The sequence below is a fragment of the Kitasatospora sp. NPDC004745 genome (genome assembly GCF_042873275.1).
Taxonomy (GTDB): domain Bacteria; phylum Actinomycetota; class Actinomycetes; order Streptomycetales; family Streptomycetaceae; genus Kitasatospora.
In genome coordinates, this window is the sequence record NZ_JBIALK010000010.1 from 60,395 (window position 1) to 81,626 (window position 21,232).

15 protein-coding genes and 1 riboswitch are annotated in these 21,232 nt (G+C 74.2%); of the genes, 12 read left to right on the forward strand and 3 right to left on the reverse strand.

The features are described from left to right. The first annotated feature begins 244 nt into the window (after positions 1–244). The 9 genes from ACFYUY_RS18545 (at position 245) to ACFYUY_RS18585 (ending at position 11,808) form a co-directional block, all read left to right on the forward strand. Positions 245–2,020, forward strand: a complete 1,776-nt coding sequence (locus ACFYUY_RS18545; protein WP_387901676.1) for a 3-hydroxyacyl-CoA dehydrogenase family protein — start codon at positions 245–247, stop codon at positions 2,018–2,020. Between the two features lie 194 nt (positions 2,021–2,214). Continuing rightward, entirely contained in the window at positions 2,215–3,135 is a 921-nt protein-coding gene (locus tag ACFYUY_RS18550) for a TetR family transcriptional regulator (protein WP_360211757.1), read from the forward strand. A gap of 368 nt (positions 3,136–3,503) precedes the next feature. Then, a complete protein-coding gene (gene ccrA, locus ACFYUY_RS18555) occupies positions 3,504–4,841 on the forward strand; it encodes a crotonyl-CoA carboxylase/reductase (protein ID WP_360211754.1) in 1,338 nt (445 codons plus the stop codon). 10 nt (positions 4,842–4,851) lie between these two features. Then, entirely contained in the window at positions 4,852–6,882 is a 2,031-nt protein-coding gene (locus ACFYUY_RS18560; protein WP_360211751.1) for a protein meaA, read from the forward strand. Between the two features lie 27 nt (positions 6,883–6,909). Then, positions 6,910–7,872 carry a CoA ester lyase gene (locus ACFYUY_RS18565; RefSeq protein WP_360211748.1) on the forward strand — a complete coding sequence of 321 codons (963 nt, stop codon included), beginning with the start codon at positions 6,910–6,912 and terminating at the stop codon, positions 7,870–7,872. Positions 7,873–7,875: 3 nt separating this feature from the next. Beyond that, positions 7,876–8,379, forward strand: a complete 504-nt coding sequence (locus ACFYUY_RS18570) for a MaoC family dehydratase (RefSeq protein ID WP_360211745.1) — start codon at positions 7,876–7,878, stop codon at positions 8,377–8,379. 155 nt (positions 8,380–8,534) lie between these two features. Next, positions 8,535–9,737: an acyl-CoA dehydrogenase family protein gene (locus ACFYUY_RS18575; RefSeq protein ID WP_360211742.1), complete on the forward strand. Its 1,203-nt coding sequence runs from the start codon at positions 8,535–8,537 to the stop codon at positions 9,735–9,737. A 513-nt stretch (positions 9,738–10,250) separates the two neighbouring features. Next, the gene (locus ACFYUY_RS18580) at positions 10,251–10,943 is read left to right on the forward strand and encodes a phosphatidylserine decarboxylase (RefSeq protein ID WP_360211740.1); all 693 of its coding nucleotides are present in this window, start codon (positions 10,251–10,253) and stop codon (positions 10,941–10,943) included. Next, positions 10,930–11,808, forward strand: coding sequence for a CDP-alcohol phosphatidyltransferase family protein (locus tag ACFYUY_RS18585; RefSeq protein WP_387901683.1), 879 nt, complete (start codon positions 10,930–10,932; stop codon positions 11,806–11,808). The genes ACFYUY_RS18580 and ACFYUY_RS18585 overlap by 14 nt, the downstream gene beginning before the upstream one ends. Before the next feature lie 109 nt (positions 11,809–11,917). On the opposite strand, the gene ACFYUY_RS18590 is transcribed toward ACFYUY_RS18585, so the two are convergent. From ACFYUY_RS18590 to ACFYUY_RS18600, 3 genes are all read right to left on the reverse strand, one after another. Then, positions 11,918–13,240 (reverse strand): hypothetical protein, encoded by a 1,323-nt coding sequence (locus ACFYUY_RS18590; RefSeq protein ID WP_387901684.1) that lies wholly within the window; start codon positions 13,238–13,240, stop codon positions 11,918–11,920. A 773-nt stretch (positions 13,241–14,013) separates the two neighbouring features. Beyond that, positions 14,014–15,126: an alpha/beta hydrolase family protein gene (locus ACFYUY_RS18595; RefSeq protein ID WP_387901687.1), complete on the reverse strand. Its 1,113-nt coding sequence runs from the start codon at positions 15,124–15,126 to the stop codon at positions 14,014–14,016. A 209-nt stretch (positions 15,127–15,335) separates the two neighbouring features. Then, positions 15,336–16,046 carry a transcriptional regulator gene (locus tag ACFYUY_RS18600; protein WP_360211731.1) on the reverse strand — a complete coding sequence of 237 codons (711 nt, stop codon included), beginning with the start codon at positions 16,044–16,046 and terminating at the stop codon, positions 15,336–15,338. A gap of 296 nt (positions 16,047–16,342) precedes the next feature. After that, positions 16,343–16,475, forward strand: a riboswitch (cobalamin riboswitch). Positions 16,476–16,630: 155 nt separating this feature from the next. Here ACFYUY_RS18600 and ACFYUY_RS18605 point away from each other — a divergent pair. From ACFYUY_RS18605 to ACFYUY_RS18615, 3 genes are read left to right on the forward strand one after another with little or no spacing between them, the layout of a single operon-like run. Continuing rightward, positions 16,631–17,611, forward strand: coding sequence for a cobalamin biosynthesis protein (locus ACFYUY_RS18605; protein WP_360211728.1), 981 nt, complete (start codon positions 16,631–16,633; stop codon positions 17,609–17,611). Beyond that, the gene (locus ACFYUY_RS18610; protein ID WP_360211725.1) at positions 17,608–19,122 is read left to right on the forward strand and encodes a cobyric acid synthase; all 1,515 of its coding nucleotides are present in this window, start codon (positions 17,608–17,610) and stop codon (positions 19,120–19,122) included. The genes ACFYUY_RS18605 and ACFYUY_RS18610 overlap by 4 nt, the downstream gene beginning before the upstream one ends. Then, on the forward strand, positions 19,119–21,227 hold the full coding sequence (locus tag ACFYUY_RS18615; RefSeq protein WP_387901691.1) for a putative cobaltochelatase: 2,109 nt from the start codon (positions 19,119–19,121) through the stop codon (positions 21,225–21,227). Before ACFYUY_RS18610 ends, ACFYUY_RS18615 begins: the two co-directional genes overlap by 4 nt. Positions 21,228–21,232 lie beyond the last annotated feature (5 nt).

The window sequence follows — 21,232 nt, forward strand, 5'->3', positions numbered from 1 at the left end:
CCAGCCGGGCCCCCTTCCTCGTATCAGAGCCGCTTCCTTCCACCCTGAGCGCCTGAGTACCACGGCACACCCGCAGTTCGGCCGGAGCGGACCGGCCGCTGCGCCGGTGCGCCGGACCCGTCATCTCCCCAGCCCCCGCGCGCGGACCCTCCTCCGGCGGCGGCCGCCCCCGGCCCACGGCCGGGCGCGGCGGCGCGCCCGCCGGAGCGCGCGCGGGCCACCCATGACTAGGAGTGCAGGACACATGGAGCGTCCCTTTCCCACGGTCGCCGTCGTCGGCCTCGGCACGATGGGTGCCGGTGTCGCGGTCGCCGTCGCCAGGAGCGGCCGCCGGGTGATCGGCATCGAGGCCACCGAGGACTCGGCGGCCCGGGCGCTGGCCCGGATCGAGGAGACCACCGCGCACGCCGTGGACCGGGAGCGGATCACCGCCGAGGAGCGCACCGCGCTGCTCGCGCTGATCTCGGTCGGCCACGAGCTGGCGGCCGCCGCCGCCGCGGACCTGGTGATCGAGGAGGTGCCCGAGCAGCTGGAGCTGAAGCGGGAGCTCTTCGCCGAGCTGGACCGGATCTGCCCGGAGACCACCGTGCTGGCCACCGGCACCACCGCGCTGTCGGTGACCAGGATCGCCGCCGCGACCGCCCGTCCGGAGCGGGTGCTGGGCCTGCACTTCTTCAACCCGGTGCACAGCATGAAGCTGGTCGAGGTGGTCCGCACGGTGCTGACCTCCCCGCAGACCGCCGAGGACGCCGCCGCGTTCGCCCGCGACCTCGGCAAGGAGCCGGTGGCGGCCGGCGACCGGGCCGGCTTCGTGGTGAACGGCCTGCTGTTCGCCTACCTGAACCAGGCCGCCGCGATGTACGAGTCCAAGTACGCGTCCCGGGAGGACATCGACGCCGCGATGCGGCTCGGCTGCGGCCTGCCGATGGGCCCGCTGGCGCTGCTGGACCTGATCGGCGTGGACACCGCGCGGACCGTCCTGGAGGCGATGTACGAGCAGTCCCGCGACCGGCTGCACGCGCCCGCCCCGATCCTCGGCCAGCTGGTCTCGGCCGGGCTGCTGGGCCGCAAGTCGGGCCGCGGCTTCTACACCTACGAGGCGCCCGGATCGTCCCGGGCCGTGGACGCGGCCACCGGCCCGGCCACGCCGAAGGTCGCCGGCCGGGAGGTCCGGACGGTCGGCGTCTGCGGCTCGGGCACCATGGCGACCGGCATCGTCGAGGTGTTCGCCAAGGCCGGGTACCCGGTGCTGCTGGCAGCCCGCAGCCAGGAGAAGGCCGACGCGGCGAAGGCACAGCTGGCGAAGTCGCTGAACCGCTCGGTCGAGCGCGGCCGGATGGGCGCCGAGCAGCGCGACGCCGCGCTGGAGCTGGTCACCCCGGTCGGCCAGTACGCCGAACTGGCCGACGTGGACCTGGTGGTCGAGGCGGTCGCCGAGGACCTGGCGGTCAAGCGGGAGCTGTTCGCCGTCCTGGACAAGATCGTCAAGCCGGGCGCGGTGCTCGCCACCACCACCTCCTCGCTGCCGGTGATCAGCTGCGCGACCGCCACCTCGCGGCCGCAGGACGTGATCGGCATGCACTTCTTCAACCCCGCCCCGGCCATGAAGCTGGTCGAGGTGGTCTCCACCGTGCTGACCGCGCCGGACGTCACGGCCACCGTGCTGGAGCTGACCGCCAAGGTCCGCAAGCACCCGGTGGAGTGCGGGGACCGCGCCGGCTTCATCGTCAACGCGCTGCTCTTCCCCTACCTGAACGACGCGGTGCGGATGCTCCAGGAGCACTACGCGACGGTGGACGACATCGACACCGCGATGAAGCTGGGCTGCGGCTACCCGATGGGCCCGTTCGAGCTGCTGGACGTGGTCGGCCTGGACGTCTCGCTGACCATCGAGCAGGTGCTGCACCAGGAGTTCCGCGAGCCGGGCCTGGCCGCCGCGCCGCTGCTGGAGCACCTCGTCGCGGCCGGGTGCCTGGGCCGCAAGACCGGCCGCGGCTTCCGCGACCACGCCCGCCGGTGACCACGCCGCCGACCGGGGGCGCCGCCGCGCGGGAGTCGGCGCCCTACGGCAGCTCCGGAGCGTCCCGGCCGCCGGGCTGGAACCCGGGCACGGTGTCCGCGCGCTGGCCCCGGCCCGCCGCCACCGGGCCGGTCACCCCGGTCCGCCGGGGAAGGGCCGCGGCCGCGCCCGCCGGGCCGTGTAGCGTTCCGGACATGGATCGGGTTCAGGCAGCCACCCCGCAGCACTCCGCCGGACCGCGCGGCGCAGACCGGACGACCTCCTCGACCGGGGGCACCGGCCCGGACGCCGGGCCGGGCAGCCGCCGGGCGGCGGCGCAGCGCCAGCAGATGCGCCAGGACCTGGCCACCGCCGCGATGGAGCTGTTCGCCTCGCAGGGCTACGAGGAGACCACGGTCGACCAGATCGCGGCCGCCGCCGGGGTGGCCCGGCGGACCTTCTTCCGGTACTTCCGGTCCAAGGAGGAGGCGATCTTCCCGGACCACGACGACACCCTCGTCCGGGTCGCCGACCTGCTGGCCAGCGCCGAGCCGGAGGAGCACCCGCTGGACGTGGTCTGCCGCGGCATCAAGGAGGTGCTGCGGATGTACGCCTCCACGCCGGGGGTGTCGGTCGCGCGGTACCAGCTGATCCGGCAGGTCCCGGCGCTGCGCGAGCGGGAGATCGCCGTGGTGGCCCGGTACGAGCGGCTGTTCACCCGCTACCTGCTGGGCCGTTTCGACACCGGCGAGTCGATCCCGTCGGGCTGGCAGCGCGGCGGCGAGGACGACTCGATGCTGGCCGAGGTGTCGGCGGCGGCGGTCGTCGCGGCGCACAACCACGTGCTGCGGCGCTGGCTGCGGGCCGGCGGCCGGGGGGACGTGGAGGCGCAGCTGGACCACTCCTTCGAGGTCATCCGGCGGACCTTCTGGGCCTCCAGCGAGCCGGGTGCCAGACGCCGGGGCTCCCTGGTGGCACCCGGTGCCAGTGGGGCGGGCGTGGAAGGGGTGGCGGAAAGCGCACTGAGTGCCAGCCCCGGAGGTGAGGTACTCATCACAGTCGCCCGGACGGACGCTCCACTGGACGTCGTGGTGGACAGCATCCGGGCCGCGCTGAGCGGCGCCAGGGAGTCCTGAGCCCGGAGTATTCGCAGGTCAGGGCAGTTTCGAGGGCCCGCGCCGAACAGTCGGCGCGGGCCCTTCGCATGCCCGCTCAACGCGCGTCACACCCCGCCGCGACGCCCCGGAATTCCTGACACCCGGTGTCTTTACGAGTGGCACAGGGTGCCACTACCTTGTTACTCACCAGTCGCGGCGCCGCGGCTCCCCACCTCGGCGCGCCGTCGTCCGGCGTTCCCACACCCCGGGAGCAGTGCCAGATCGGCCCGGCCCAGTCCGGGCGCCCAGCAGCACCCACCCACCCACCTCAGCGAAGCCGGTGTCCGCTCCCGGCTCCCCCAGACGCCCTGTGCGCCCTCAACACAGGTACGCCTTCGGAGGCAGCCATGCAGGAAATCCTCGACGCGATCCTCAGCAACGACGCCACGTCGGAGGACTTCGCCGCCGTCAAGCTCCCCGAGTCCTACCGGGCGGTCACGCTCCACAAGGACGAGGAGCAGATGTTCGCGGGCCTCGACAGCCGCGACAAGGACCCCCGGAAGTCCCTCCACCTCGACGAGGTGGCCCTGCCCGAGCTCGGCCCCGGCGAGGCCCTGGTCGCCGTCATGGCCAGCTCGGTGAACTACAACACCGTGTGGAGCTCGATCTTCGAGCCGGTCTCCACCTTCGGCTTCCTGGAGCGCTACGGCCGGCTGTCGCCGCTCACCAAGCGCCACGACCTGCCGTACCACGTCCTCGGCTCCGACCTGGCGGGCGTGGTGCTGCGCACCGGAGCCGGGGTCAACGCCTGGAAGCCGGGCGACGAGGTCGTCGCGCACTGCCTCTCCGTCGAGCTGGAGTCCCCGGACGGCCACAACGACACGATGATGGACCCGGAGCAGCGCATCTGGGGCTTCGAGACCAACTTCGGCGGCCTGGCCCAGATCGCCCTGGTGAAGACCAACCAGCTGCTGCCCAAGCCGAAGCACCTCACCTGGGAGGAGGCCGCCTCCCCCGGCCTGGTCAACTCCACCGCCTACCGCCAGCTGGTCTCCCAGAACGGCGCCGGCATGAAGCAGGGCGACAACGTGCTGATCTGGGGCGCCAGCGGCGGCCTCGGCTCGTACGCCACCCAGTACGCCCTGGCCGGCGGCGCCACCCCGATCTGCGTGGTCTCCAGCGAGGCCAAGGCGGACATCTGCCGCGCCATGGGCGCCGAGGCGATCATCGACCGCTCCGCCGAGGGCTACCGGTTCTGGAAGGACGAGAACAACCAGGACCCGCGCGAGTGGAAGCGGCTCGGCTCCAAGATCCGCGAGTTCACCGGCGGCGAGGACGTCGACATCGTCTTCGAGCACCCGGGCCGGGAGACCTTCGGCGCCTCGGTGTACGTCACCCGCAAGGGCGGCACCATCGTCACCTGCGCCTCCACCTCCGGCTACATGCACCAGTACGACAACCGCTACCTGTGGATGTCGCTCAAGCGCATCGTCGGCTCGCACTTCGCCAACTACCGCGAGGCCTTCGAGGCCAACCGGCTGGTCGCCAAGGGCAAGATCCACCCGACCCTGTCCAAGGTCTACTCGCTGGAGGAGACCGGCCAGGCCGCCCTCGACGTGCACCACAACAAGCACCAGGGCAAGGTCGGCGTGCTCTGCCTGGCCCCCGAGGAGGGCCTGGGCGTGCGCAACGAGGAGCTCCGCGCCAAGCACGTCGACGCCATCAACCGCTTCCGGAACGTCTGAGGCCCCTCCGATGACCGAGCAGCAGCAGAAGCGCGACCGGCCCTGGCTGATGCGCACCTACGCCGGACACTCCACCGCGAGCGACTCCAACGCGCTCTACCGGCGGAACCTGGCGAAGGGTCAGACCGGTCTGTCCGTGGCCTTCGACCTGCCGACCCAGACCGGCTACGACTCGGACCACATCCTCGCCCGCGGCGAGGTGGGCCGGGTCGGCGTCCCGGTCGGCCACGTGGGCGACATGCGCACCCTGTTCGACGGCATCCCGCTCGAGCAGACCAACACCTCGATGACGATCAACGCCACCGCCATGTGGCTGCTCGCGCTCTACCAGGTGGTCGCCGAGGAGCAGGGCGCCGACATCGCCCTGCTCACCGGCACCACCCAGAACGACATCGTCAAGGAGTACCTGTCGCGCGGGACGCACGTCTTCCCGCCCGGCCCGTCGGTGCGCCTGATCACCGACATGATCGCCTACACGGTCGGCAACATCCCCAAGTGGAACCCGATCAACATCTGCAGCTACCACCTGCAGGAGGCCGGCGCGACGCCCGTCCAGGAGATCGCCTACGCGATGTGCACCGCCATCTCGGTGCTCGACGCCGTGCGCGACTCCGGCCAGGTGCCGGCCGAGCGGATGGGCGACGTCGTCGCCCGGATCTCCTTCTTCGTGAACGCCGGCGTGCGCTTCGTCGAGGAGATGTGCAAGATGCGCGCCTTCGCCCAGCTGTGGGAGAAGGTCACGCTGGAGCGCTACGGCGTCCAGGACCCGAAGCAGCGCCGGTTCCGCTACGGCGTCCAGGTCAACTCGCTGGGCCTGACCGAGGCCCAGCCGGAGAACAACGTCCAGCGGATCGTGCTCGAGATGCTGGCCGTCACCCTCTCCAAGGACGCCCGCGCCCGGGCCGTCCAGCTGCCCGCCTGGAACGAGGCGCTCGGCCTGCCCCGGCCCTGGGACCAGCAGTGGTCCCTGCGGATCCAGCAGGTGCTGGCCTACGAGTCGGACCTGCTGGAGTACGGCGACCTCTTCAACGGCTCCGAGGTGGTCGAGTCCAAGACCGCCGCGCTGCTGGCCGGCGCCGAGGCGGAGATCGCCAAGGTGCTGGAGATGGGCGGGGTGATCCCGGCCGTCGAGTCCGGCTACCTGAAGTCCAACCTGGTCGCCTCGCACGCCGCCCGCCGGGCCCGGATCGAGTCCGGCGAGGACAAGATCATCGGCGTCAACTGCTTCGACACCACCGAGGAGAGCCCGCTCACGGCCGACCTCGACACCGCGATCATGGTCGTCGACCCGGCCTCCGAGCAGTCCGTGCTGGCCGCGCTGGAGGCCTGGCGCGGCGGGCGCGACGAGGCCGCCGCGCAGACGGCGCTGGCCGAGCTCAAGGCCGTCGCCGCCACCGACGTCAACCTGATGCAGGCCACGCTCGCCTGCGCCCGGGCCGGCGTCACCACCGGCGAGTGGTCCTTCGCCCTGCGCGAGGTCTTCGGCGAGTACCGCGCACCCACCGGCGTCGGCGGCGCCCCGGTCGCCGTCGCGGCCGAGCCCGGCGGCGAACTGGCCGCGGTGCGCGCCGCGGTCGCCGCCACCGCCGAGGAGCTGGGCGCCGGCAAGCTGCGCCTGCTGGTCGGCAAGCCCGGCCTCGACGGCCACTCCAACGGCGCCGAGCAGATCGCCGTCCGGGCCCGCGACGCCGGGTTCGAGGTGGTCTACCAGGGCATCCGGCTGACCCCCGAGCAGATCGTCTCCGCGGCCGTCGCCGAGGACGTGCACTGCGTCGGCCTGTCGATCCTCTCCGGCGCGCACTCCGAGCTGGTCCCGGACGTCCTGCAGCGGCTGCGCCGGGCCGGGGTGCAGGATGTCCCGGTGATCGTGGGTGGCATCATCCCGGCAGCGGACGGCGAGGCCCTCAAGGCCGCCGGCGTCGCCGCCGTGTTCACCCCGAAGGACTTCGGCATCACGACCATCATCGGCCGGATCGTGGACGAGATCCGGCTCGCCAACAAGCTCCAGCCCTGGACGCCCGCACCCGCGACCACCAGCTGACCACTGGGAAGGAACCGAACGACCCTCATGACCACCACGAACCGACTGCGCCCGCGCCGCTCCTGCCTCGCCGTGCCGGGCAGCAACCCGCGCTTCCTGGAGAAGGCCCAGGGCCTCCCCGCCGACCAGGTCTTCCTCGACCTGGAGGACGCCTGCGCCCCCCTCGTCAAGGAGAGCGCCCGCCACACCATCGTCGACGCCCTCAACAACGGCGACTGGGGCGGCAAGACCAGGGTCGTCCGGGTCAACGACTGGACCACCCACTGGACCTACCGCGACGTGATCACCGTCGTCGAGGGCGCCGGCCCCAACCTCGACTGCATCATGCTGCCCAAGGTCCAGGACGCCGGGCAGATCAAGGCGCTCGACCTGCTGCTCACCCAGATCGAGAAGACCATGGGCTTCGAGGTCGGCAGGATCGGCATCGAGGCGCAGATCGAGAACGCCAAGGGCCTGATCAACGTCGACGCCATCGCCGAGGCCTCGCCCCGGCTGGAGACCATCATCTTCGGCCCGGCCGACTTCATGGCCTCCATCAACATGAAGTCCCTGGTGGTCGGCGAGCAGCCGCCCGGCTACCCGGCCGACGCCTACCACTACATCCTGATGCGCATCCTGATGGCCGCCCGCGCCAACGACCTGCAGGCCATCGACGGCCCGTACCTGCAGATCCGCAACCAGGAGGGCTACCGCGAGGTCGCCGGCCGCTCCGCCGCCCTGGGCTTCGACGGCAAGTGGGTGCTGCACCCGGACCAGGTCGCCGCCGCGAACGAGATCTACTCGCCCTCGCAGGAGGACTACGACCACGCCGAGCTGATCCTCGACGCCTACGACTACTGCACCTCCGAGGCGGGCGGCGCCAAGGGCTCCGCGATGCTCGGCGACGAGATGATCGACGAGGCCAGCCGCAAGATGGCCCTGGTCATCTCCGGCAAGGGCCGGGCCGCCGGGATGCAGCGCACCACCAAGTTCGAGATCCCGGGAGCCTGAGCCATGCAGTTCGGACGCACCTACGAGGAGTTCGAGGTCGGCGCGGTCTACAAGCACTGGCCCGGCAAGACGGTCACCGAGTACGACGACCACCTCTTCTGCCTGCTCACCATGAACCACCACCCGCTCCACATGGACACCAACTATGCGGAGAAGACGACGGACTTCGGCAGGAACGTCGTGGTGGGCAACTACGTCTACTCGCTGCTGCTGGGCATGTCCGTCCCGGACGTCTCCGGCAAGGCCATCGCCAACCTGGAGATCGAGTCGCTGCGCCACGTCGCACCGACCTTCCACGGCGACACCATCTACGGCGAGACCACCGTCATCGACAAGTGGCCGTCCAAGTCGAAGAACGACCGCGGCATCGTCCACGTCGAGACCAAGGGGTACAAGCAGGACGGCACGGTCGTCTGCATCTTCCGCCGCAAGGTGATGGTGCCGACCGGGACGTACATCGAGGAGCGCGGCGGCGAGCAGCCCGGCCGCCCCACCCCGCTCTCCTGACCCCTCCTGACCCCGGACGGGTAGGCCGCCGTCATCGGCCGATCCCCACCCCGGTACCGGGGGCCCCGTCGCCACGCCGGCGGGGCCCCCGGAAATCCCCCCCCCCGGGGGATCCACGACTTCCCCCCGACCCCCAGACCTTTCGGAGCCGCACGATGGGACGCCTCGCACAGACCGACGGCCTCACCGAGATCCAGCGGGACATCCTCGCCACCGTGCGGGATTTCGTCGACAAGGAGATCATTCCGGTCGCGACCGAGCTGGAGCACAAGGACGAGTACCCGACCGCCATCGTCGAGGGCATGAAGCAGCTCGGGCTGTTCGGCCTGACCATCCCCGAGGAGTACGGCGGCCTCGGCGAGTCGCTGCTCACCTACGCCCTGGTGGTCGAGGAGATCGCCCGCGGCTGGATGAGCGTGTCCGGCATCGTCAACACGCACTTCATCGTGGCGCACATGATCAACGCCCACGGCACCCAGGAGCAGAAGGACCACTTCCTGCCGAGGATGGCCGCCGGCGAGATCCGCGGCGCCTTCTCGATGTCCGAGCCCGGCCTCGGCTCCGACGTTTCGGCCATCTCCACCAAGGGCGTCCGGGACGGCGACTGCTACGTCCTCAACGGCCAGAAGATGTGGCTCACCAACGGCGGCACCTCCACCCTCGTCGCGGTCCTGTGCAAGACCGACGAGGGCGGCAACACGCCGTACAAGAACATGACCACCTTCCTGATCGAGAAGGAGGCCGGTTTCGGCCCGAACCCGAAGGTTCCCGGCCTGACCGTGCCCGGCAAGATCGAGAAGATGGGCTACAAGGGCGTCGACACCACCGAGCTCGTCCTGCAGGACGTCCGGATCCCGGCCGACCGCGTCCTCGGCGGCGTGCCCGGCCGCGGCTTCTACCAGATGATGGACGGCGTCGAGGTCGGCCGCGTCAACGTCGCCGCCCGCGGCTGCGGCGTCGCCCGCCGCGCCTTCGAGCTCGGCATCTCCTACGCCCAGCAGCGCTCCACCTTCGGCAAGAAGATCGCCGAGCACCAGGCCATCCAGTTCAAGCTCGCCGAGATGGCCACCAAGGTCGAGGCCGCCCACCAGATGATGGTCATGGCCGCCCGCAAGAAGGACAGCGGCGAGCGCAACGACCTCGAGGCCGGCATGGCCAAGTACCTCGCCTCCGAGTACTGCAAGGAGGTCGTCGAGGACGCCTTCCGCATCCACGGCGGCTACGGCTTCTCCAAGGAGTACGAGATCGAGCGGCTCTACCGCGAGGCCCCGATGCTGCTCATCGGTGAAGGAACTGCGGAGATCCAGAAGATGATCGTCGGACGCCGGCTCCTGGAGGAGTACCGGATCGCCGACTGAGCACCCGGTCGACCCGCCCGGACGACGTGGCCCCCGGGCCGCCGCGGACGGCCGGGTCGGCCCCTCCGAACCGCCGGTCGACGGGCGTGCGGGCCCGTCCCGGCACCACGCCGTGCCCACCACGGCCCCGGCCTGGTCCGCCTGGGGTCCGGCACGGCCCGCCGGAAGCGGCCGCAGGGCGTACAGCTGCAACGACGCGCCCTGCGGCCGCTTCCGCACACCCTCGCCAGGGCGCGTACGGGCCGCTCCGCCCCCCGGGTTCCGCCGGCACCCCCGCTGAGACAAGAGTCACCAGCCGCGTCCGGTCCCTTGGGAACCGGACCGGGTCGAGCTACGGTCGTAGGGGTGGGACGCGCAGACGCGCCTCCCCCGGACACATGAACGAGCAGGCGGGTTGCCCACCCACCGTGTGCTCCCGATAGCATCCACCGGGACAGCAAGCCGTCCCTCTATTACCCGATCCCGCGGTGGCCCCCGTCCAGCGGCCATGATCCCCCGCGACAAAGGTCTTCGATGCCCATCAGCCCGTCCCCTCACTCCTCCGTCACGGACCGCGATGCCCTCGCAGCCACGACGGCCGGTCGGCGACCCCGCGTGACCATCGCGCGCGGAGCCACCCCCTGGTTCGTCCCCACCCTCGCCACGGCCGCCGTGACCACCGCCCTCACCCGGCGCAGCGGCAAGTGGGCCCTGGCGGCGGTTCCCGCCTGCGCGCTCGGCGCCGGCATGCTGTGGTTCTTCCGCGACCCCGAGCGTGAGATCGGCACGGGCAGAGTGATCTCGCCCGCCGACGGCGTGGTGCAGAGCATCGACGCCTGGCCGGACGGCCGCACCCGGGTCGCGATCTTCATGAGCCCGCTCAACGTCCACGTCAACCGCGCGCCGCTGCCCGCCACGGTGACCTCCGTCGAGCACGTCGCCGGCGGCTTCGTCCCGGCGTTCAACAAGGACAGCGACCAGAACGAGCGGGTCGTCTGGCACTTCGACACCGAGCTCGGCGACATCGAGATGGTGCAGATCGCGGGGGCCGTGGCCCGCCGCATCGTGCCGTACGTGGCCGCCGGTACCAAGGTCGAGCAGGGCGACCGGATCGGCCTGATCCGGTTCGGCTCCCGGGTCGACACCTACCTGCCGGCCGGCGTCGAGGTCGGCGTCGAGGTCGGCCAGAAGACCACAGCCGGGGTGACGCGCCTTGACCGTGACTGATCCTGAGACAATCGTCGGCCTGGACGACGAGGAGACGGCCCTGCGCCGCCGCCGCTGGGCGCGCGACCGCGAGCTGCGCGCCCCGCGCTCTCCCCAGCACCTGTCCACCGCCGACTTCCTGACCCTGGGGAACGCCGTCTGCGGCTTCCTGGCGATCTACTCGATCACCACCGGGGTCCTCGTCCCGCACATCACCAACCCGGACGCCGCACCCGACCGGCACAGCGCCGCCACCGCGGTGACCCTGCTGCTCATCGGCTCGATGTGCGACCTCTTCGACGGCCTGGTGGCGCGCAAGCTGCGCTCCTCCGCCCTCGGAGCGGAACTCGACAACCTGGCCGACCTGATCAGCTTCGGCATCGCGCCGGCCTACTTCGTCGCGGTCTGGGGCATGGTCTCCCAGGGCTCCAACAGCAAGCTCTCGGCGCTGATCGCGCTGACCGTGCTGCTCGCGGTCGTCCTGCGGCTGGCCCGCTTCTCGGCCGTGAAGATGCGGCCCGGGGTGTTCCAGGGCATGCCCTGCCCGATGGGCGCGATGACGGTCATCGCCATCGTGCTGCTCGACCCGCCGTTCCTGCCCGGTCTGCTCGCCATCTTCGGCGCGGCGTACCTGATGGTCAGCCGGATCGAGTACCCGAAGCCGCAGGGGCTGCTGGCCACCGCGACGCTCTGCTGGATCGTCGTCTCGATCGGCTGCCTGGCGGCCTGGGCCACCGGCCTGCCCGGTGGCGACGCGCTGATGCACGTCGGCGCGTTCGCCCAGATCACGCTCGCCGCGATGGCCCCGCTGCTGGTCATCCGGCGCAAGGTCGGGCAGAAGGTCGGCGACGTCCGCGCCCGGCGGGCGGAGTCCCGGCTCGGCTGAGCCCGCCCCGAGAACGACGGAAGGGCCCCGGATCCACCAGGATCCGGGGCCCTTCCCGTTGTGCTCCGTCCGGGCGCCGCGCCACGCGTGGCCCGGTGCGGACGCCGGGCTACGCGCCGCCGGTGTGGACGCTGAAGGCCGAACGACGGGCCGCCCGCGCCACGCCCGGATCCGGGTGCACGCCCGAGACCGCCGTCAGCACCGAGGCCGCCCGCGGGTGCCCCGACTGCCGGGCCCGGGCGAACAGCCGCACCGGATCACCCGCCGAGGCGCCCTCGACGTGGCCCACCAGCAGCTCCGTCTCGCCGTGGTCCAGCACCGCCGCCGCGGTGTCCACCCACAGCCAGGCCGCGTCCTCGGCCCCCAGCACGTCCGCCGGGGACACCCCCTCGTCGGCCCGCTCGGCCAGCCACAGCAGCGCGTAGGGGCGCAGCACCGGCTCGTCGACCGCCGCCCGCACCGCCTGCTCGGCCGGGCCGCCGGCCACCCGCAGCGCCTCGAAGGCCAGCCCGCGCACCAGCGCGTCGTCCCCCTGCGCGGCGTCCAGCAGCTCCGCCACCGCGCGGTCCGCCGGACGGGCCGCCACCCAGGCGCGGAACTCCGCCCGGGCCGGGCCCGGCGAGTAGTCCGCGCAGGCGTTCAGCAGCTCGAACGCGCTCTGCTCGATGTGCCCGGCCGCGGTCTGCGCGACGGTGCAGATCTCCTCCAGCTTCGCCCGCACCGCCCAGTGGCCCAGCGGCGACAGCTCGGCCGCGTCGTCCCGGCGCTCCACCGCGCCGACGGCCGTCAGGCCGTCCAGCATCCAGTCCAGGACGGCGGCGACGTCGGCGGGCGACGGCGGGGTGTCGATCTGCGGCTCCCGGCAGGTGCCGCGGACGGCCGACACGGCGGAGGCCGCGTGCGGCACCGGCGACAGGCCGGAACCGTCCGTCCCGCCCACCCGGCGCTCGTCCAGACCGCGGCGCAGCAGCTCCAGCAGCTCGCTGTCCGCCACCGGGGCGGCCACCAGGTGCAGGAAGGAGAGCAGTTGCGGGGCCTGGTCCACGGCCTGGCCGGCCAGCACCGCGAACACGCCGCGCAGGGCGGCCGGCGGCACCGGGGCGAGCAGCGTCCAGGCGTCGAACAGCGCGGACCAGCCGCGCACCACCGCCTCGTCGTCGTGCTCCCAGGCGTGCAGGCGCCAGCCCGGCCCGGCACCGCCGTCGCGGGCCTCGACCAGGCCGACCAGCAGGGCCTGGCCCCACGCCTTGGTGGCGGCGCCGACCGTCATGGCCAGCGCCCGGCCGGCCGCGCGGGCGTCGTCCGGCAGCAGCTCGCCGCGCTTGTCGACCTCCTCCAGCTCGCCCGCCCAGCGGGCGATCCGGACGGCGTCCACCAGCATCCGGCGGGCCAGCGGCGCCAGCTCGGCCGGCGCCGGGAAGCCCTCGGGCACCGGGACCCGGCCGCGACCGGGCGCAGGAGCCGGACCTCGTCGGCGGGGTACCCCGGCCCCGCCCGGCCTGCCACCGGCGGGCCGGTGGGCCGTACCGGGGAGACGGGTCACCGTCGCACCGGTACCGATCGTCGGCGGGAGCGGGGCATCACGGTCGCGCGGATTCCGAGACGTCACGTCGAGCAGTCTTCCCCTTGTACCGGCCTTCTGTCACATCCGGTTGGCCGTACGGACGGGCTGTCGTCCACAGCACCTCCACAAGATCGGGCAACAGAGGCAAACCGCCTGGCCGGAAACGTGTGGCGGGGCCATGCCAGCCCGGTGGGAGGGCCTCGGCGCCGGTCGCGCTCCCCGTCCGTCCGGTCACTTTCCGTGCCCGTCGGCCACCCCGGCACCGGCCGCGGCGAGGATCTTCGGGGACGATTGACGGCGTTTGCCGATCATGCGGGTGACGGTGCGGAAATCCGGCTGAAACGGCATTCCGCACCCGTCCGGAACCGGCCGCCGCGAGGAATTCCGGAGCCGCCGGAACGGCCCGGCGCGACCACCGGGAATGGCGTGGAATGTCGGCCCGGCCGACTTTCCGCACACGGCCGACGAGGGCCGGCGGGGAGCGGGTGCCGTCGGAAGTCGGCCGTTCGAACGACACCGGCCCCGGGGTGCCGCCGGCCGCGTCCACCCCGCCTTTCCGCAGCCGCCTCTGCGCGCCGGCGTTTCCGCACCGGCCGCGCCTCCCGCGGGCGGCCGCGGGGGGCGGTCGCCGCCCGGACGGATCAGAGCAGGGGGGTGAGCCAGCGGCGCAGCAGTTCGGTGTAGTGGGTGGGGGCCGAGTTCCAGAGCGCGGCGTGGTCGGCCCCCGGGAAGGTTTGCAGGCTGACCACGTCCTGGCGGAGCCCGGCGAGGCGCTCCGCGCTGCGGAAGGGGGCGAGCTGGTCGTCCGGGCTGTGCATCAGGAGGGTGGGCACCCGCAGGTCGGCACCCTCGGCGATCCGGGTGAAGTCGGCGAGGTCGACCCCCGTGCGGCCCTCCGCGGCCAGCGCGCCCAGCTCGGCGGCGGGGCCGGTGTACCCGGCCCGCGCGGCGCGGCGGCGGGCGGTGGCGGGCAGGTCCAGGACGGGCGAGTCGAGCACGATCCCGCTGATCGCGTGCGCCCAGGAGGAGCGGGCCGCCGCCTGCAGGACCATGGTGGCGCCCACCGACCAGCCGTACAGGATGACCCGGCCGGCCCCGTTGTCCAGCGCCAGGCGCATCGCCGACTCGACGTCGCGCCACTCCGTCTCGCCGAAGTGGCTGAGCCCGTCCGGCGAGGCCGGGGCGCCCTCGTCACCCCGGTAGGTGACCGCCAGGGCGGGCAGCGAGAGCCGGTCCAGGACGGGGAGCACCGGGAGGGTCTGCTGCCGGTCGCCGCCGGGGCCGTGCACCAGGATCACCCAGGTGCCGCGCTTGCCGTCGAGGAACCAGACCGGCAGCGCGCCGAGCTCGCCGTCCGCGGCGGTCTCGCGGTACGGGAGGCCGAGCGCCGCGGTCGGGTCGCCGAGGTGGACGCGCGGGGTGAAGCGGACCTCGGTGCCGGGTGTGAGGGTGCCGCGGTCGGCGCGCAGGAGCTTGCGGGTCACGCCCTGCTCGTCGCTGTGCAGGACGTCCTCGACGACGGCGTGGCCGTGGTCGTCCCACTCGACCGCCCAGCGGCCCGGGCGCAGGCTCGCGGGGCGCCGGGTGAAGGTGATCCGGCCGGCCGCCAGGCTCTGCACCAGGACGGGGCCGGAGCCCTCGACGGCGGCGGCCGGGCGGACCGTCCGTTCGGAGGCCCGGCGGCCGATGACCAGGACGGCGGCCCCGGCACCGACGGCGGCGGCGGCCACGACGGCCGCGGTTCCCCAACGCATATCGCTCCCCGCTCTGACGGTCGGACGGTCTTGGACCGGACGGTGTTCGAGCACCAGTTCACCGGGAGGGCGGGCGGGCGGCCACCGGGCTGGGCCGTCCGGGGCACGACGGGGCGGCCGGCGGGGGTGCGGGCGGCGGGCGGGCGGCGGGCGGGCCGGAGGGGTACGGGCGGCGGTTCGGCGCGGGCAGGCGGGGGCGGGCCGCGGCGTCAGACAGGGATGTCGGTCCGGCGCCGCCCGAGCAGCTCCCAGAAGCGCTCCGCCAACGGCTGCTCGCGGACCGGGTCCGGCACCGCGGCGGCCGGGGAGCCCCAGCTGCCGCTGCCCCAGTGGGAGGAGACCTGGTTCTCCTGCTGGAGGGCCGTCAGCACGGCCGCCAGGTCGTCCTCGTGGACCGGCACGATCCGGGCGACGGCCCGGACGTGGGCCTGCCAGCGGCCGTCCACGCACTGGCGCAGGCACCGGTCGAGCTCCTCGCGGCGGCCGGTGACGTCGACGAGCTCGCGCAGCCGCAGGCCGAGCACCTGGGCGAGCGCGTGGGTCTGGGCCTCGTCGCCGTCCCACCGGCCGGTCAGCTCGGCGTCCTGGTAGCGGCGCAGGGCGACCCCGATCCGGCGGGCGGCGGCGTCCTGGTGGAGTTCGCGGGCGACCCGGAAGTCCCGCAGCCGGGTGGGGCGGGTGCCCATCAACTGGACGGCGGGGCACCAGAGCGCGCGGGCCAGCGCGATGAACTCCTCCTCGGTCGGCCGCAGCTCGCCGCTCTCCCAGGCGAGGACGTGGGTGGGCAGCAGGCGGACGCCGTGCGCGGCCATCCCGCCGACGACCTGGTCGGGGGTCAGGCCGAGGCCGGCCCGGTGGGCTCGGGCGGCGCCCGGCGAGAACGGCACCGGGGGCAGGGCGGGGGGCTGTCTGCGTCGCATGGGAACGAACGGTAGGTGCGGGTGGCGGCCGGCCCCAGCCGCCGAACACACGAAGCGGTCCTGGAGGTCCCTACGGACCGCTGGACGATCGCACAGGGTGTCATGCCCCTGCGGGCGGGCGGATCGGAGGTACCGACGGAGGTGCCGGCGCGGGCCCCGCCGCCCGTCGCCGCCGCCCGGCCGGGAGCCCGCGGCCGCCCCGCGGCCCCCGGTCCCGTGTGACCAACCCCTCCGTGACCTCGGTTGACTCCCGGTTCGGCCGCGTGATGGGATCCGGGGGCCAAACGGAGGCATGCAGAGGAAGCCGGTGCGAGTCCGGCGCGGTCCCGCCACTGTCACCGGGGAGCACGCTCGGCAGGTTGCCACGGCGCGCCGTCAGAAGCCGCTGGAAGGCCCGGGGGTGCGTCCGACCCGGAAGCCAGGAGACTCTCGCCCCCGCTACGTCGAGCCAGGGCGCGGACCCTGAGTGAGGACACGCACGCGATGCAGGCTGCCCCGCCCCGCCGGACCCGACGCTGCCTTCCGCCGCACCCCCCGGTCCCGCCGCACCCGGCCGCCGCCCCCGCGAACCCGCCGCACCCGACGTGCGCCCGCTGACCCGCGCGGCGGCGTTCGCGCTGGGCGCCCTCGCGGGCTACGCCGCCGACGCCCGCTACGCCGACCCCCGCCGCGGCCACCCGGTGGCCGTCTTCGGCTCCGCCGCGGCCAGGCTCGAGCGCCGGCTCTGGCGGGACGACCGGGCGACCGGCGCCGGCTACACGGCCCTGTGCGCGGGCACCGTGGCCGCCGCCGCGGTGGCCCTGGACCGCACCGCGGGCCGGCGCCCGCTCGGCCGCGCGGCCCTGGCCGCCGCCGCGACCTGGACGGTGCTCGGCGGCACCTCGCTGACCCGGGAGGCCCGCACCATCGGCCGCTCGCTGGCCGCGGGCGACCTGACGGCGGCCCGGGCCCGGCTGCCGCACCTGTGCGGCCGCGACCCGAGCGCGCTGGACGAGCAGCAGATCGCCCGCGCGGTGGTCGAGTCGGTGGCCGAGAACACCGCCGACGCCGTCGTCAACGCGCTCGTCTGGGGCGCGCTGGCGGGCACGCCGGGGCTGCTGGCGTTCCGCGCGGTGAACACCCTGGACGCCATGGTCGGCCACCGCTCGCCGCGCCACGCCCGGTTCGGCTGGGCCTCGGCCCGGCTGGACGACGTGGCGGGCTGGCCGGGTGCCCGGCTGACCGCCCTGCTGACCGTCGCCGCCGCGCCGCAGCCGCGCACCGCCTGGCGGGTCTGGCGCCGGGACGGCTCGGCGCACCCGAGCCCGAACGCCGGCCAGGCCGAGTCCGCCTTCGCGGGCGCGGTCGGCGTCCGGCTGGGCGGCACCCTGCAGTACGGCGAGCGGGTCGAGCACCGACCCGTCCTGGGCGCCGAACTGCGGCCGGTCACGGTGGACGACATCGAGCGGGCCTGCGTGCTCTCCCGGAGGGTGGGCGCGCTGGCCCTGGGTACGACCGTGGCGGGGCACGTCGCACTGCGACTGCTGGCCGGCCGCGGAAGCAGAAGCGGAAAGGGACGGGCATGAGCAACGCGCTGCTGGTCGCAGGGACGACCTCGGACGCGGGCAAGAGCGTGGTGACGGCGGGCATCTGCCGCTGGCTGGCCCGCCGCGGGGTCGCGGTGGCGCCGTTCAAGGCGCAGAACATGTCGCTGAACTCCTTCGTCACCGCCGACGGCGCCGAGATCGGCCGGGCCCAGGCGATGCAGGCGCAGGCCGCCCGGGTGGAGCCGGAGGCGGCCATGAACCCGGTGCTGCTCAAGCCCGGCGCCGACGGCCGCAGCCAGGTCGTGCTGCTCGGCCGGCCGGTCGCCGAGGTCGGCGCGCTGGACTACCGCGAGCGCAAGCCCGTCCTGCTGGAGCGGGCCCTGGAGTGCCTGGCGGACCTGCGCCGCCGCTACGACGTGGTGGTCTGCGAGGGCGCCGGCTCGCCCGCCGAGATCAACCTGCGCGACCGGGACATCGCCAACATGGGCCTGGCCACCGCGGCCGGACTGCCCGTGGTGGTGGTCGGCGACATCGACCGCGGCGGCGTCTTCGCGGCCATGTACGGGACGCTGGCGTTGCTGTCCGCGGAGGACCAGCGGCACGTGGCCGGCTGGTTCGTCAACAAGTTCCGCGGCGACGCCCGGCTGCTCGCCCCCGGGCTGGAGATGCTCCACGGGCTGACCGGCCGCCCGGTGCTGGGCACCCTGCCGATGCTGCCGGGCCTGTGGCTGGACGCCGAGGACTCGCTGGACCTGTCGACCGTGGTGGACCGGGTGGACGGCCGCGGCCCGCTCGGCGCGGACGTGCTGCGGGTGGCCGTGGTGCGCTTCCCCCGGCTCTCCAACTTCACCGACGTGGACGCGCTCGCGCAGGAGCCGGGCGTGCTGGTGCGCTGGGCGACCCGGCCGGAGGAGCTGGCCGACGCCGACCTGGTGGTGCTGCCCGGCACCCGGGCCACCGTCGCCGACCTGGCCTGGCTGCGCGAGCGCGGCCTGGAACCGGCGCTGAAGGCCCGCGCGGCGGCCGGGCTGCCGGTGCTCGGGGTCTGCGGCGGCTACCAGATGCTGGCGGGCTCGATCGTCGACGAGGTGGAGTCCGGGGCCGGCGAGGTCGCCGGTCTCGGACTGCTGCCGACGCGCGTGCGGTTCGGCGCCGAGAAGGTGCTCGGCCGGCCGGTCGGCGAGGCGTACGGGCACCGGGTCGAGGGCTACGAGATCCACCACGGGGTGGTCGAGGTGGAGGGCGGCGAGCCCTTCCTGGACGGCTGCCGGGTCGGCCAGGTCTGGGGCACCACCTGGCACGGCGCGCTGGAGAACGACGGGTTCCGCCGCGAACTCCTGCGCGAGGTCGCCGGATCGGCGGGCCGCGCGTTCGTGCCCGCGCCGGACACGTCCTTCGCCGAGGCGCGCGAGGCCCGGCTGGACCGGCTGGGCGACCTGATCGAGGAGCACGCGGACACCGACGCGCTCTGGAAGCTGATCGAGGGCGGGGTGCCGGCGGCCGGATCGCTGCCGTTCCTGGCGCCCGGGGCACCTGGGGAGTATGCATGAGTGACGTCCGCTATCCGTTCACCGCGATCGTCGGCATGGCCGACCTGCGCCTCGGGCTGCTGCTCAACGCGGTCTCCCCGGCCGTGGGCGGCGTGCTCGTGCGCGGCGAGAAGGGCACCGCGAAGTCGACGATGGTGCGCGCCCTGGCCGGCCTGCTGCCGTCCATCGCCGCCGTCGACGGCTGCCGCTTCGCCTGCGACCCGGCCGGGCCGGACCCGCAGTGCCCGGACGGCCCGCACCCGGCCGCCGGCAGCCACGAACGCCCGTCCCAGCTGGTCGAGTTGCCGGTCGGCGTGGCCGAGGACCGGATCGTCGGCTCGCTCGACCTCGAGCGGGCGCTGGCCGAGGGCGTCAAGGCGTACGAGCCGGGGCTGCTCGCCAAGGCGCACCGCGGCGTGCTCTACATCGACGAGGTCAACCTGCTGCAGGACCACGTGGTGGACCTGCTGCTGGACGCCGCCGCGATGGGCCGCTCCTACGTCGAGCGCGAGGGCGTGTCGGTGCGGCACGCGGCCCGCTTCCTGCTGGTCGGCACGATGAACCCGGAGGAGGGCGAGCTGCGGCCGCAGCTGCTCGACCGCTTCGGCCTCACCGTCGAGATCGCCGCCACCCGGGAGCCCGCCGAGCGGGCCGAGGTGGTCCGCCGCCGGCTCGCCTACGACGCGGACCCGGCCGGCTTCGCCGCGCGGTTCGCCGAGGACGAGCGGGCGCTCGCCGGGCGCATCACCGCCGCCCGGGAGCTGCTCCCGGAGGTCGAGCTGACCGACACCGCACTGCGGCAGATCACCGCGGTGTGCGCCGCGTTCGAGGTGGACGGGCTGCGCGCCGACATCGTCATGGCCCGCACCGCCGTCGCGCTCGCCGCCTGGGACGGACGCACGGAGGTGCTGGAGGAGGACGTCCGCAAGGCCGCCCGGCTGGCCCTGCCGCACCGGCGCCGCCGCAACCCCTTCGACGCCCCGGGGCTGGACGAGGAGCAGCTGGAACGGACGCTGGAGGAGCACGCCCAGCCGGAGACCGAGCCCGAACCCGAACCGGAGGACGACGGCCCCGACGGCGGCGACCCGGACGGGGACGGCCCGGACGGCGGCGACCCGGACGGGGACGGCGGCCCCGACGGCGGCGGCGCACCCGAGCCGACCGGCGACGCGGCCCCGGAGACCTCCGCCCCGGAGCCCGCCCCCGCGGACGCCCCGGCGGAGGCCGGAGCACCCGAGCCGCAGCCCGTCCCGGCCCAGCACCCCGCCCCCGCCCGGGAGTCGGCGCCGGTCGCGGCCGGCGACCCGTACCGGACCCGGCTGTTCACCGTCCAGGGCACCGGCCGCGGCGCCCAGGGCCGCCGCTCCCCCGCCGAGACCAGCGCCGGCCACACCGTGCGCGCCCGCCGGCCGCAGGGCACCCTCAGCCGGCTGCACCTCACCGCCACCCTGCAGGCCGCCGCGCCGCACCAGGTCGCCCGCGGGCGCGACGGCCGCGCCCTGGTGCTGCACAAGGACGACTTCCGGGAGCAGGTGCGCCGCGGCCGCGAGTCCAACCTGGTGCTGTTCGTCGTGGACGCCTCCGGCTCGATGGCGGCCCGGCAGCGGATGACCGCCGTCAAGGGCGCCGTGCTGTCCCTGCTGATGGACGCCTACCAGCGCCGCGACAAGATCGGCATGATCACCTTCCGCGGCACCGGCGCCGAGCTGGCCCTGCCGCCCACCTCGTCCGTGGAGGTCGGCGCGGCCCGGCTGGAGTCGCTGCCCACCGGCGGCCGGACCCCGCTGGCCGCCGGGCTGCTGCGCGCGCACGAGGTGCTGCGGGTGGAACGGCTCCGCGACCCCGACCGCCGGCCGCTGCTGGTCCTGGTGACCGACGGCCGCGCCACCGGCGGACGCGACGCGCTCGCCGACTCCCGGCGTGCCGCCGGGCTCCTCGCCGCCCAGCGCACCGCCAGCGTCGTGCTGGACTGCGAGTCCGGCCCCGTCCGCCTCGGCCTCGCCCGCACCCTGGCCGGGCTGCTCGGCGGCAGCGCCGTCAGCCTGGACGAGCTGCGCGCCGAGGGCGTCGCCTCGCTCGTCCGCGCCAACCGACCCGTCACCACCTCGATGCGAAAGGCGGCCTGAGCCGA

Coding starts and splice junctions, on each gene's coding strand:
- ccrA (WP_360211754.1), top strand. CDS start 3,504: ATGCAGGAAATCCTCGACGCGATCCTCAGCAACGACGCCACGTCGGAG.
- ACFYUY_RS18580 (WP_360211740.1), top strand. CDS start 10,251: ATGCCCATCAGCCCGTCCCCTCACTCCTCCGTCACGGACCGCGATGCC.
- ACFYUY_RS18575 (WP_360211742.1), top strand. CDS start 8,535: ATGGGACGCCTCGCACAGACCGACGGCCTCACCGAGATCCAGCGGGAC.
- ACFYUY_RS18545 (WP_387901676.1), top strand. CDS start 245: ATGGAGCGTCCCTTTCCCACGGTCGCCGTCGTCGGCCTCGGCACGATG.
- ACFYUY_RS18560 (WP_360211751.1), top strand. CDS start 4,852: ATGACCGAGCAGCAGCAGAAGCGCGACCGGCCCTGGCTGATGCGCACC.
- ACFYUY_RS18615 (WP_387901691.1), top strand. CDS start 19,119: ATGAGTGACGTCCGCTATCCGTTCACCGCGATCGTCGGCATGGCCGAC.
- ACFYUY_RS18595 (WP_387901687.1), bottom strand. CDS start 15,126: ATGCGTTGGGGAACCGCGGCCGTCGTGGCCGCCGCCGCCGTCGGTGCC.
- ACFYUY_RS18610 (WP_360211725.1), top strand. CDS start 17,608: ATGAGCAACGCGCTGCTGGTCGCAGGGACGACCTCGGACGCGGGCAAG.
- ACFYUY_RS18550 (WP_360211757.1), top strand. CDS start 2,215: ATGGATCGGGTTCAGGCAGCCACCCCGCAGCACTCCGCCGGACCGCGC.
- ACFYUY_RS18565 (WP_360211748.1), top strand. CDS start 6,910: ATGACCACCACGAACCGACTGCGCCCGCGCCGCTCCTGCCTCGCCGTG.
- ACFYUY_RS18570 (WP_360211745.1), top strand. CDS start 7,876: ATGCAGTTCGGACGCACCTACGAGGAGTTCGAGGTCGGCGCGGTCTAC.
- ACFYUY_RS18600 (WP_360211731.1), bottom strand. CDS start 16,046: ATGCGACGCAGACAGCCCCCCGCCCTGCCCCCGGTGCCGTTCTCGCCG.